12 protein-coding genes are annotated in these 12,587 nt (G+C 61.0%); 5 read left to right on the top strand and 7 right to left on the bottom strand.

Features of this window, described 5'->3' with window-relative positions:
• The first annotated feature begins 73 nt into the window (after nt 1–73).
• A complete protein-coding gene (locus HX839_RS21770) occupies nt 74–1,936 on the top strand; it encodes an NAD(P)/FAD-dependent oxidoreductase (RefSeq protein ID WP_134325817.1) in 1,863 nt (620 codons plus the stop codon).
• A gap of 357 nt (nt 1,937–2,293) precedes the next feature.
• Nucleotides 2,294–3,919 (top strand): glucan biosynthesis protein D, encoded by a 1,626-nt coding sequence (locus HX839_RS21765; RefSeq protein WP_102368202.1) that lies wholly within the window; start codon nt 2,294–2,296, stop codon nt 3,917–3,919.
• A gap of 45 nt (nt 3,920–3,964) precedes the next feature.
• On the opposite strand, the gene HX839_RS21760 is transcribed toward HX839_RS21765, so the two are convergent.
• The 6 genes from HX839_RS21760 to HX839_RS21735 form a co-directional block, all read right to left on the bottom strand.
• Nucleotides 3,965–4,150: a hypothetical protein gene (locus HX839_RS21760; protein ID WP_003209560.1), complete on the bottom strand. Its 186-nt coding sequence runs from the start codon at nt 4,148–4,150 to the stop codon at nt 3,965–3,967.
• A 197-nt stretch (nt 4,151–4,347) separates the two neighbouring features.
• On the bottom strand, nt 4,348–4,884 hold the full coding sequence (locus HX839_RS21755; protein WP_102368201.1) for a GNAT family N-acetyltransferase: 537 nt from the start codon (nt 4,882–4,884) through the stop codon (nt 4,348–4,350).
• Nucleotides 4,868–5,368 carry an ATP-binding protein gene (locus tag HX839_RS21750; protein WP_177067675.1) on the bottom strand — a complete coding sequence of 167 codons (501 nt, stop codon included), beginning with the start codon at nt 5,366–5,368 and terminating at the stop codon, nt 4,868–4,870. Before HX839_RS21750 ends, HX839_RS21755 begins: the two co-directional genes overlap by 17 nt.
• A gap of 192 nt (nt 5,369–5,560) precedes the next feature.
• A complete protein-coding gene (locus HX839_RS21745; protein ID WP_003209564.1) occupies nt 5,561–6,667 on the bottom strand; it encodes an NADH:flavin oxidoreductase/NADH oxidase in 1,107 nt (368 codons plus the stop codon).
• Nucleotides 6,668–6,818: 151 nt separating this feature from the next.
• On the bottom strand, nt 6,819–8,528 hold the full coding sequence (gene recJ / locus HX839_RS21740; RefSeq protein ID WP_008438230.1) for a single-stranded-DNA-specific exonuclease RecJ: 1,710 nt from the start codon (nt 8,526–8,528) through the stop codon (nt 6,819–6,821).
• 186 nt (nt 8,529–8,714) lie between these two features.
• On the bottom strand, nt 8,715–9,257 hold the full coding sequence (locus HX839_RS21735) for a YaeQ family protein (protein ID WP_003209567.1): 543 nt from the start codon (nt 9,255–9,257) through the stop codon (nt 8,715–8,717).
• A gap of 145 nt (nt 9,258–9,402) precedes the next feature.
• Here HX839_RS21735 and HX839_RS21730 point away from each other — a divergent pair, with 145 nt between their 5' ends.
• Together HX839_RS21730 and HX839_RS21725 are read left to right on the top strand one after the other, a co-directional pair.
• A complete protein-coding gene (locus HX839_RS21730) occupies nt 9,403–10,602 on the top strand; it encodes a CaiB/BaiF CoA-transferase family protein (protein ID WP_177067674.1) in 1,200 nt (399 codons plus the stop codon).
• Nucleotides 10,602–11,480, top strand: coding sequence for a TIGR02285 family protein (locus HX839_RS21725; protein ID WP_003209569.1), 879 nt, complete (start codon nt 10,602–10,604; stop codon nt 11,478–11,480). The genes HX839_RS21730 and HX839_RS21725 overlap by 1 nt, the downstream gene beginning before the upstream one ends.
• 171 nt (nt 11,481–11,651) lie before the next feature.
• Here HX839_RS21725 and HX839_RS21720 read toward each other — a convergent pair whose 3' ends face one another.
• The gene (locus HX839_RS21720) at nt 11,652–11,936 is read right to left on the bottom strand and encodes a DUF3509 domain-containing protein (protein WP_003209570.1); all 285 of its coding nucleotides are present in this window, start codon (nt 11,934–11,936) and stop codon (nt 11,652–11,654) included.
• Nucleotides 11,937–12,238: 302 nt separating this feature from the next.
• Here HX839_RS21720 and HX839_RS21715 point away from each other — a divergent pair, with 302 nt between their 5' ends.
• Nucleotides 12,239–12,439 carry a hypothetical protein gene (locus HX839_RS21715; RefSeq protein WP_003209572.1) on the top strand — a complete coding sequence of 67 codons (201 nt, stop codon included), beginning with the start codon at nt 12,239–12,241 and terminating at the stop codon, nt 12,437–12,439.
• The last annotated feature ends 148 nt before the right edge of the window (nt 12,440–12,587 follow it).

Raw genomic sequence — 12,587 nt, 5'->3', positions numbered from 1 at the left:
GCAAGCTCCCTCGCCACAACGGCCCGCTCCCACAGGGGCTCTCCTAATAACAATAAATAATTCGCAGGTTCCCATGGACATCACCCGCCGCGACTTCCTCAACGGCGTCGCTATCACGATTGCCGCCGGTATGACCCCGCTGCAAATCCTCCAGGCCGCTCCCGATGGCCGCTACTACCCGCCCGCCCTCACCGGCTTGCGCGGCAGCCATGTCGGCTCATTCGAAGTTGCCCACCAGATGGGCTGGGAAAAGAAGGCCTTCGACACCGATAAACTGCCGATCACCGAAGACTACGACCTGGTGGTGGTCGGCGGTGGCTTGAGCGGTTTGTCGGCGGCGTGGTTCTACCGTGAGAAGCACCCGAAGGCGAAGATCCTGATCCTGGAGAACCACGACGACTTCGGCGGCCACGCCAAGCGCAATGAGTTCCAGGCCGGTGGCCGGCTGATCATCGGCTACGGCGGCAGCGAAGCGTTTCAGTCACCGAATCATCTTTACAGCAAGGAAGTAAACGGGCTGTTGAAAAAACTCGGGGTGAACATCAAGCGCTTCGAAACCGCCTTCGACCGCCAGTTCTACCCGGGCCTGGGTTTGTCCCGTGGGGTGTTCTTCGACAAGGAAAACTTTGGCGAAGACAAACTGGTGACCGGCGACCCGACGCCGATGGTCGCCGACGACATCGCCCCGGACCAGTTGCATGCGCGCTCCATCAGCGACTTCATCAATGATTTCCCGCTGCCGGAAACCGACCGTCAGGCGCTGATTGCCTTGCACGTCGCGCCCAAGGATTACCTGCCGGGCAAGACTGCCGAGGAAAAGGCCGAGTACCTCGCGACCACCAGCTACCGCGATTTCCTGCTCAAGAACGTAGGACTCTCGGAAGGCGCGGTGAAGTACTTCCAAAGCCGCACCAACGACTTCATGGCCTTGAGTATCGACGCGGTGGCGTCGGCTGATGCCTATAGCGTGGGTTTCCCTGGCTTCGGCGGAATGAACCTGGCACCGATCAGCGAAGAAGCCGCCGCAGAAATGGAAGAACCCTACATCTACCACTTCCCCGACGGCAACGCCTCGCTGGCACGCTTGCTGGTGCGCAGCCTGATTCCGGCAGTGGCACCGGGGCACACCATGGATGACATCGTGCTGGCGCCGTTTGACTACGCCAGGCTTGATCAGCCCAGGACGCCGGTGCGGGTGCGTTTGAACAGCACTGCGGTCAGTGTGCGTAACGTCGGTGACGGTGTGCACATCGGCTACAGTCGTGGCGGCCAACTCGCACAGGTCCGCGGCAAACGCTGCATCCTGGCCTGCTACAACATGATGATCCCGTACCTGCTGCGCGATCTGCCGGCAGAACAAGCCCAGGCCCTGAGCCAGAACGTGAAGTACCCGCTGGTCTACACCAAAGTGGTGGTACGCAACTGGACGTCGTTCCAGAAGCTGGGGGTGCACGAGATTTATGCAGCGACCCAGCCTTACAGCCGGATCAAGCTGGATTACCCGGTGAGCATGGGCGGCTACGAGCACCCGCGCGACCCGACGCAGCCAATTGGTTTGCACATGGTGTACGTGCCCACCAGCCCCAACAGCGGCATGAACGGCCGCGACCAGGCCCGCGCCGGGCGGGGCAAGTTGTATGGGCAGACATTTGAACAACTGGAAGCGCAACTGCGGGATCAGCTGCAGCGCATGCTCGGCCCGGGTGGCTTCAACCACCAGACCGACATTCTGGCGATCACTGTCAACCGTTGGTCACACGGCTATGCGACCTTCTCCAACAGCTTGTTTGACGATGCCGATGAAAGCGAAAAACTGAAGGACCTGGCGCGCCAGCCGGTGGGACATGTGAGCATCGCCAACTCGGATGCCGCGTGGAGCGCGTATGCCCATGCGGCGATTGATGAGGCATATCGAGCGGTAGGCGAAGTGGGCTGATCCCGGCGTTCCTGAAGAGGTTATTGTGGCGAGGGAGCTTGCTCCCGCTGGGCTGCGCAGCAGCCCCAAACCAGGCGATCGAGATATCCCTGAAGGATCTCGATCGTCTGGTTTGGGGTCGCTTCGCGCCCCAACGGGAGCAAGCTCCCTCGCCACACGGTTTCCACAGAAACGTCTTGTTTCATATGCAGCGCCATCAACCCGCCATCAATCATTTTTCCTTGCGCACCGAACCGCTTAAGCTATTTGGTATCTGTTTAATGTCCGTTGCGTTTGGCCGAAGGCATGTCCGAACCGTTTTCCTTGATCCAGCACGTGCCAGGAACGGCGCGGGATTGTTCACGACAGGTTGTATTTATGCACCGCAGGAATTTGCTCAAAGCGTCCATGGCCATCGCGGCTTACACCGGTCTGTCGGCCAGTGGCCTGCTGGCCGCCCAGGCCTGGGCGGGCAACCGCGCCGCTGATGGCGAGGCCCAGGCCTTCGATTTCGAGGCCCTGAAGATCCAGGCCAAGCAGTTGGCAAGCAATCGCTACCAGGACACCAAGCAGGTATTGCCGCCGACCCTGGCGACCATGACCCCGCAGAATTTCAACGCCATCGGCTACGACGGCAAGCATTCGCTGTGGAAAGAATTGAACGGCCAACTGGACGTGCAGTTCTTCCACGTCGGCATGGGCTTCAAGACGCCGGTGCGCATGTACAGCGTCGACCCGAAAACCCGCCAGGCCCGCGAGGTGCACTTCCGCCCTTCGCTGTTCAACTATGAAAAAACCACGGTAGACACCAAGCAGCTGACCGGTGACCTGGGTTTCTCCGGCTTCAAGCTGTTCAAGGCCCCGGAACTGGACCGCCACGACGTGCTGTCCTTCCTCGGCGCCAGCTACTTCCGTGCGGTGGATTCCACCGGCCAGTACGGCCTTTCTGCACGCGGCCTGGCCATCGACACCTACGCGAAAAAGCGCGAGGAATTCCCGGACTTCACCAAGTTCTGGTTCGAAACCCCGGACAAGGACAGCACCCGCTTCGTGGTCTACGCCCTGCTGGATTCGCCGAGCGCCACTGGTGCCTATCGCTTCGATATCGACTGCCAGGCCAACCAGGTGGTAATGGCCATCGACGCCCATATCAATGCGCGTACCGCCATCGAGCAACTGGGCATCGCACCGATGACCAGCATGTTCAGCTGCGGCACCGTTGAGCGGCGGATGTGCGACACCATTCACCCGCAAATCCACGACTCGGATCGCCTGGCCATGTGGCGCGGCAATGGCGAGTGGATCTGCCGCCCGCTGAACAACCCGGCTACCCTGCAATTCAACGCGTTTGCCGACACCGACCCGAAAGGCTTCGGCCTGGTGCAGACCGATCATGAGTTCGCCAGCTATCAGGACACGGTGGACTGGTACAGCAAACGCCCAAGCCTGTGGGTAGAACCTACAACCGCGTGGGGCGAAGGCTCTATCGATCTGCTGGAAATTCCTACAACCGGCGAGACCCTGGACAACATCGTGGCCTTCTGGACCCCGAAGAAGCCCGTCGCTGCCGGCGAATCCCTGAACTACGGCTACAAGCTCTACTGGAGCGCCCTGCCGCCGGTCAGCACGCCACTGGCGCAGGTCAATGCCACCCGTTCGGGCATGGGCGGTTTCACCGAAGGTTGGGCGCCGGGCGAGCACTACCCCGAAGTCTGGGCGCGGCGCTTTGCCGTGGACTTCAACGGCGGCGGGCTGGATCGTTTGCCTGAAGGCACCGGGATCGAGCCGGTGGTGACCTGCTCCCATGGTGAGGTCAAAGACTTCAGCGTGTTGGTACTGGATGCCATCAAGGGCTATCGAATTCTGTTTGACTGGTACCCGACCAGCGACAGCGTCGAGCCGGTTGAACTGCGGCTGTTCATCCGCACCCAGGACCGCACCTTGAGCGAAACCTGGCTGTACCAATACTTCCCACCTGCACCAGACAAGCGCAAGTACACCTGATACCGAACGTTCCCACGCTCGCGTGGGAACGCCCCTTCGGGATCTTCAGAACCGCGAAATACTCTTCATCGCCCCAATCAAGTACCGCATCGCCACCTGATCACTCTCGGTCAGGGCGCGGTACTGTTCCAGCAATTGCTCTTCGTCCGAACTCAGGCGCCGGCTGCGCAGCGACATCCTGCGGGCCAGAAAAGACGACAACACCCCCGCTACACCATAGGACTTGGCCATGGACTGTCTCCTCGTATCAATCAACTGCTCCTGGTTGCCCATAACCCCATCCCGCGATGCGACCTGCGAGGATCAACAAGCTGATTTCCTGGGCCAGAAATCATGCTTACCTTAAGCGTAGAAACTATCTTGCAGGGCGTGGGACTTTTTTAGAGTAATCACTTAAAAAAACGCTTGCAGGGCAATGACCTACAGCGTTATCCCACAAGCGGCCGGTACAGGTGGATGTCGTGCGGCTCCTGTTGAAACAGCTCGGGATCCGGCTGCTTGAGCAACCGGCAGCCGAGCCGCAGATAGAACTCCACCGTATTGCGCGATTCCGTGGCCGATACGTACAACGCCTCGGCCCCGGCTGCGCGGGCGTGTTCACAGGCCAGGGCAAACAGCTGGCCACCCAGGCCCAGGCCACGGGCCCCATGGCTCACATGCAGGAATTTGAGCTGGCGCATACGCAGGCCCTGGTTGAGGATAACCCGGTTGTCCAGCACCACGGCCGCCAGCAGCTTCTCATCGTCAAACACTCCGTGCAGCCACCCTCCGCGCTTCAGGCACGCCTGCAAGGCCACGGCATCCTGCTCGGCTTCGCCTTCGGGCCAGCCGCGCATGTCGTGGTGCTCGGGGTACAGCAGCAACTCCCCGTGCTCCACGCGATAGCACGCCTCGATCCGTTCGGTACGGTCAATCAGCGCCAGCAACGGCAGGTCCTTTTCGGTCAGGTCACGCTTGATCAACATGCTGTGCTTCCAAGGGTTGATGGTGAACAAGGTTGAAGCCTTCCGCAGGTGTCGGTGCTTCGAAATAGCCGGTGATCAAGTCGAACTGGGCGTCACTGGTTTCGAACGCGTGGGTACCCGCCGCGTTGCGCGCACGCAGGCGTGCCTTGCAGACCTCGTCCGGTACGTCCAGGTAATGCAATTGGTGGTCAGCGCCTGCGCCTTCGAACAGTGAGCGCATCCAGCGGCGACTGGCCAACGTGTTCGCCGGGAAATCCAGCACCACCGACAGGCCGGCCCCGAGCAACGCGATGATATGCGCCGTCAACGCATCACGCAGGTGGCCGGTGCAGCGCACGTAGTCGCCCACGGCGTGAATTTGTCCGGGATAGAGGCGTGACAGCCACTCATCCTCACTGATCAGGATCGCCTGGGAGCCCTGCGACAACTGTTGGGTCAGGGTCGATTTACCGGATGCGATTTTGCCGCAGATCAGGTGCAACATGAGCTTCTCCTTGTGTCGCAGGGCTTGGCCGGTGATCGGCGGGCAATAAAAAACCCGCCGGATCAAGGGCGGGTTTTTCATGCTTTTCCAGCACGCGTCAGCCCACCCTCTCCTGGAGGGTGGGAATAATCGAGGCGTTCAGTAATAGAGTCATAGTTTCGACATTAGCTTCAGGCGTTTTCCTACGCAAGGTTAATCCCGCAAGTCCGACTCATGAATCGGCTGGTCGCGATGCGTAGCCCGCTGATACTGGGCCGGCCAGGTGGCTTTGCGCCCGCCCAGGTCATCGTCGGCATGCAGTGGCCAGTACGGGTCACGCAACAGTTCACGGGCGAGGAAAATGATATCGGCCTGACAGGTACGCAAGATGTGCTCGGCCTGGGCGGGCTCGGTAATCATGCCCACGGTGCCGGTGGCGATTCCCGACTCTTTGCGCACACGCTCGGCAAAGCGGGTCTGGTAGCCGGGCCCGGTAGGAATTTCCGCATTGGCCGCGGTGCCACCCGAGGAGACGTCGATCAGGTCGACGCCCAGGTCTTTCAGGCGGCGCGCCAGTTCGACGGTTTCATCCGGGTTCCAGCCGTCCTCGACCCAATCGGTGGCCGAGACCCGTACAAACAGCGGCAGCTCTTGCGGCCAGGCCTCACGCACCGCCGTGGTCACTTGCAGCACCAGGCGGATGCGGTTTTCGAACGAGCCGCCGTACTGGTCCTGGCGCTGGTTGCTCAGGGGCGAAAGAAATTGATGCAACAGGTAGCCATGGGCGGCATGGATTTCCGCCACTTTGAAACCGGCGGTCAACGCGCGCTTGGCGGCAGCGACGAAGTCAGCGATCACTTGCTGGATCTGCCCTTCATCGAGTTGCTTGGGGGAAGTGTGCTGCGGATCGAAGGCAATCGGCGAGGGGCCCACCGGCACCCAGCCGCCATCTTCCGGCTTGACGCTGCCGTGCTTGCCGATCCATGGCCGGTGCGTGCTGGCTTTGCGCCCGGCGTGGGCCAGTTGAATGCCCGCCACCGCGCCCTGGGCATTGATAAAGCGCGTGATGCGTTGCAGCGGTTCGATCTGTTCGTCGTTCCACAGGCCCAGGTCCTGGGCGGTGATGCGGCCATCGGCAGTCACGGCGGTGGCTTCGGTAAAGATCAGCCCGGCGCCACCGACGGCACGGCTGCCGAGGTGCACCAGGTGCCAGTCATTGGCCAGGCCATCGACGCTGGAATACTGGCACATTGGTGACACGGCGATGCGGTTGAGCAGGGTCAGTTGGCGCAGGGTATAGGGTTCAAGCAGCAGACTCATGGGGCACCTCTTTTATGCAGTGGGCAGGCTCCAGGGTTCTGTTTGAAAGGTCGACGAAAAACCCGTCCCCGGCGGGCTGAAATAAGACAAGGTCACAAGACCGATCACACAGTGCTTAGAGACTAGTCGACAACAGAGGATTGCACAGGGTTCAGCGCGGCTCGATATGCGCGATCATCAGTTGCACGGTTTCCTGGCCACGGAACTCGTTCACGTCGAGCTTGTAGGCCAGTTCCACCCAGCGAATGGTGGGATTGGGCCAGATCTCGCGGTCGATGCCGAAAGCAATGCCATCGAGCTTCACCGATCCACACTCGCTCTTGAGCACCACCTTCAGATGGCGCTCGCCGACGACGCGCTGCTCCACCAGTTGGAACACCCCGTGAAACAACGGCTCTGGGAAATGCTGGCCCCACGGCCCGGCGTTGCGCAGGGCGCGGGCCAGTTCCAGGTGAAACTCTTCAACCGCCAGGGTGCCGTCGGACAGCAGCCGGCCCGTCAGGTCTTCTTCGCGCAGTTGCCGACGCACTTCGGCGTCAAAGGCCTCGGCGAACAGTGGGAAGTTGGCCTCGGGCAAGGTAAGACCCGCCGCCATGGCGTGGCCGCCGTACTTGGCGATCAGCGTTGGGTGCTGGCTGGCCACCACGGCCAGCGCGTCACGGATATGAAAACCCGGCACGGAGCGCCCGGAGCCCTTGAGCAGGCCGTCACCGGCGTCGGCAAAGGCGATGGTCGGGCGGAAGTAACGCTCTTTCATGCGCGAGGCAAGGATGCCGATCACGCCCTGGTGCCATTCCGGGTCGAACAGGCACAAGCCATACGGCATCGACTCCACCGGCAAGTCCTTGAGCTGGGCCAGGGCCTCGCGCTGCATGCCTTGTTCGATGGACTTGCGGTCCTGGTTCATGCCGTCCAGTTGCGCGGCCATTTCCCGGGCGGCGGCGAAATCCGAGGTGAGCAGGCACTCGATACCCAGGCTCATGTCATCCAGGCGCCCGGCGGCGTTCAGGCGCGGGCCGAGGATAAAACCAAGGTCGGTGGAGGTGATGCGGGCGTGATCGCGCTTGGCCACTTCGAGGATCGCCTTGATCCCCGGCCGGGCACGACCGGCGCGAATGCGTTCCAGGCCTTGGTAGACCAGGATGCGATTGTTGGCGTCCAGCGGGACCACGTCGGCCACGCTGCCCAGGGCCACCAGGTCCAGCAGTTCGCCGATATTCGGCTGCGGCTTGTTCTCGTACCAACCCAAGCTGCGCAAGCGCGCACGCAGGGCCATCAGCACGTAGAAGATCACGCCCACACCCGCCAGGGCCTTGCTGGGGAATTCACAGCCCGGCTGGTTCGGGTTGACGATGGCGTCGGCTGCGGGCAGTTCGTCGCCCGGCAAGTGGTGGTCGGTAACCAGCACCTTGAGCCCCGCCGCTTTTGCGGCCGCCACGCCTTCGACGCTGGAGATACCGTTGTCCACGGTGATCAGCAGCTGTGGCTGGCGCTGCAGGGCCACGGCGACGATTTCCGGGGTCAGGCCGTAGCCGTATTCGAAACGGTTGGGCACCAGGTAGTCGACATGGGCGGCGCCCAACAAGCGCAGGCCCAGGGTGCCCACGGTGCTGGCGGTGGCGCCGTCGGCGTCGAAGTCACCCACGATCAGGATCCGCTGGCGCTGCTCCAGGGCCGTCACCAGCAAGTCCACCGCGGCATCGATGCCCTTGAGCTGCTGATACGGGATCAGCCGCGCCAGGCTTTTATCCAGCTCGGCTTCCGATTGCACCCCGCGTGCGGCGTAGAGACGGGTCAACAACGGTGGCAATTCACCGAGGAATGGCAGGACGGCGGGCAACGGGCGAGGATCGATACGCATGGGGTGACGGAAACTTCTCTTTAATGTTGAAAATTAGCGGTGATCCCTTGTAGGAGCTGTCGAGCCCCAGCGAGGCTGCGATGGGATCACCTCGGTGTACCTGTCAGACCGCAGCGCCTGCATCGCAGCCTCGCTGAAGCTCGACAGCTCCCACACTCGACCAGCGTCCAATCAGTTATCGACGTTTCAGCCGCGCTCGCCAGCCAGCCATTCCAGCTGGACTTCGTGCTGGCCACGGTCGTCAGTCACGAAGATCGTGCCTTCGCTGATCATCACGTCCCACTTGATCACCCGGGGCATGTCCTTGGCCAGCACTTCCAGGATCTCCTGGGGGACGGCGGCGATGCTCACGTTTTTCAGGTTCTTCGCCACCGGCACCACTTTGCCTTCCCAGACGCGCAAGCTGCCGTAGGCCAGCAAGGTCGTGCGTTCGGTACGGCGGGAACACCAGGTCAGGCGGTCCGCGTCCGGCTGGCCGACTTCGATCCAGTGCAGGACGCGATCATCCAGGCTTTTTTCCCACAGCGCCGGCTCGTCTACATCTGACAGGCCACGACCGAAAGACAGCTGCTCGTTGTAGAAAAGCGCGTAGGCCAGCAAACGCACGGTCATGCGCTCTTCGGTTTCCGAAGGGTGGCGGGCGATGGTCTGCTTGACGCTCTCGTACACCGAACGGTCAAGGTCGGTGAGGTTGAGTTCAAACTTGTAGGTCGTGGACGGCTGGGCCATGAACGGACTTCTAGAGACAGGGAAAGGCGGCAAGTCTAACCGATGGCGAGGTGATTCAACGAATACTGCGCTGCATCATCCTTATCACTGCGCCACTCGCCTATGTTAAAAGGCTCACATCCCTGCCCTGCCCGAAAGGTTCCTCATGTCGTTTACCGCCAAACCACTTGCCGGCCTGAAAGTCATCGAACTCGGCACCTTGATCGCCGGCCCGTTTGCGTCGCGCATCTGCGCCGAGTTCGGCGCCGAGGTGATCAAGGTCGAATCCCCGGATGGCGGCGACCCGCTGCGCAAGTGGCGCAAGCTGTATGAAGGCACCTCGCTGTGGTGGTTTGTGCAGGCGCGCAACAAGAAATCCCTGACCCTGAACCTGAAACACCCGGACGGCCTGACAATCCTCAAGCAACTGTTGGCGGATGCCGACATTTTGATTGAGAACTTTCGCCCTGGCGTGCTGGAAAAGCTCGGCCTGAGCTGGGAAACCTTGCACGCCCTGAACCCGAAACTGGTGATGGTGCGCCTCTCGGGTTTTGGCCAGACCGGGCCGATGAAGGACCAGCCAGGGTTTGGCGCGGTGGGCGAATCCATGGGGGGCCTGCGTTACATCACCGGTTTCGAGGACCGCCCGCCGGTGCGCACCGGGATTTCCATCGGGGACTCGATCGCGGCGTTGTGGGCCGTGATCGGGGCGCTGATGGCCCTGCGTCATCGTGAAGTGAATGGCGGGCTCGGCCAGGTGGTGGATGTGGCGCTGTATGAGGCGATCTTCGCGATGATGGAGAGCATGATCCCGGAGTTCGACGTGTTCGGCTTTATCCGCGAGCGCACCGGCAACATCATGCCCGGCATCACGCCCTCCTCGATCCACACCAGCAAAGATGGCAAGCATGTGCAGATCGGCGCCAATGGCGACGCGATCTTCAAGCGCTTCATGTCGGCCATTGGTCGCGACGACCTGGCCAACGACCCGGCACTGGCCAGCAACGATGGCCGCGACAGCCGGCGCGATGAGTTGTACGGGGTGATTGATCGCTGGGTCAACTCGCTGCCGCTTGAGCAAGTGGTGGAACAGCTGAACAAGGCCGAAGTGCCCGCCAGCCGTATCTACAGCGCGCAAGACATGCTGGGAGACCCGCAATTTCTCGCCCGCGAGATGTTCCTCAAGGCGCAGCTCCCGGGCGGCAAGGACTTCAAGATGCCCGGCATCGTGCCCAAACTGTCGGACACACCGGGCAGCTGTGAGTGGGTCGGACCGCAGTTGGGCGAGCATAACAGCGTGGTGCTCGCTGAATTGGGCTACGACGCGGCCGCCGTTGCCCGCCTGCGTGAGAACGGCGCGATCTGATGGGCCGGCGCTTCATCATTCGACTCTGCCTCCTGGGTTCACTGCTCGGGACTTGGCCACTGTCGAGCCAGGCCCAGGAAACCTTGATCTGGCTGTTGCGTGACCTGCCGCCAGTGACGATTTTCGAAGGCCCGCAAAAAGGCCAGGGCGCCCTCGACCAACTGCTGCCGATACTCGCCGAACACATGCCGGAGTATCGACATCAGATCCTCCACGTGAACCGCGCGCGCGGCATGCAGATGCTCCGCGACCCCGGCACGCTTACCTGCGACCCGTCCCTGCTGTGGACGGCGGAGCGCGCTAAAACCATCGTGTTTTCCGCCCAGGCCTTCGCGGCCGTGAGCAACGGGGTGACGATCCGCCAGGGTCAGCGGGCGCTGCTGGCGCCGTTTGTGGTGGATGGACGGTTCGACCTGGAGGCATTTTTGAATGCACGGGATGCGCGCCTTGGCATCATCGCCGAACGCAGCTACGGCGCCATCATCGATGAAGCGCTGAAGCACACCAGTGCTCACAAACTGGCGCCACATTACGGCAATGACGCCCTCGGCAGCCTGCTGCAGATGCAACGAAAGGGGCGGCTGGAAGCGGTGCTGGGTTACTGGACAGAAGTGCGCTACCAGGCGCTGCAACAAGGCATTGATCCACAAGAGCTGATCTTCTACCCCATCAAAGGCACCCCGCCCTATCAACTGACCCGGATTGCCTGCACGGATAACGCCTCAGGCCGCACGGCTATCGAGCGGATCAATCAGGTGCTGCGCGAGATCCCGCAGGAGCAACTGCGACAGTCCTACGCCTCATGGCTCGACCCGGTCATGCGTGAGCAATACCTGCAAGACCACCCGACGTTTTTCCAGGATGCCCCGAGCCCATGACAAATCGCAGGCAAAAAGAAACCCCGAGCAGTGGGGAGACAACTCGGGGTTAATAAGGGCCTAAAAAGACCAGTAACAACGAGCCACAAGCACCGGAGCACAATGCTTGATCTCGCTGTTACAAAATCTGACTCACCTTGCCGTAGGAAGGTTCCCAACAAAAATAAATCTTCATGCGCAGGCGATCGGCCGAGTCAGGGCCGCATTGCGCAGGGCCGCCATGACCGAGGGTTCCAGGCGTCCTTCGGCAATCATCAAGTCGCGGTGCAAACAGTCCACCACATCCACCAATGCACGCTTGTCGGTCAATTGTGCCTGGTCGACTTCTCGTTCGACCACGATGGCACCGGCCGGATTCTTTACGGTCACCAGGCATTCGCCCTGCACACCCGAGGTGGTCAGCGTGACCTGATAAGGGCTCAGTGCTTCACCGAGCAATAGGCTGATACTTTCCATCTCGATCACCACTCAATAGTTCGGAAACAATCGTGTAAACGGGAGCTGCATCTATCCTAAGTGACTATTTGCGTCGTAGGAAAGTTCGCTTTTTCGTCTTTCAAGGGTTGCCGGGGGATGACGTGTCCAGCATGCGCTTGCAACATGACAAGCAAAAAACGGCAGCACATAACTGCTTACTCAATGAGTTGCCGTTTTGGCGCTGATGCCGAGGGTGAATCCTATACTCGGTGAGCGCTGATCATGCCGGCACATCGATAAACAGCGCATACCAAAAGGCCCCGTTGCGAAGGACGAAGACCATGCTGGAACACGAAAAAGAGCAGGCAATACTAGAGAAGATTCACGCCGACATATCCAGAATTTATGCCGAGCAACGCAAGCTAAACGCAGAGTCCCACAAGATAACCCGAGAGAATTTCTGGTATCCCGTTGGTATCGCCATCGGCTTCTTCACGGCTGTCGGAACCGTAATGGCAGTGGCGCAAAAACTACTCGCCTAAACGATCGCTCCGGCCGGGCCTGCCAGAAACGAAAAACGCCGCTGACCCACGGACGGGAACGCGGCGTTTTTTACACCTTTGTAAACCGCACCATCAGACCCTCTCCTGCGTTAACAGGCTAGAATCCCCGAATTACCCCGGGAGCCTG

The sequence above is a fragment of the Pseudomonas sp. I8001 genome, assembly GCF_013385345.1.
In the GTDB taxonomy this organism is placed as follows: Bacteria; Pseudomonadota; Gammaproteobacteria; order Pseudomonadales; family Pseudomonadaceae; genus Aquipseudomonas.
The sequence above is the reverse complement of the archived record's forward strand: the minus strand, read 5'-3'. Positions and strand labels throughout refer to the sequence as shown.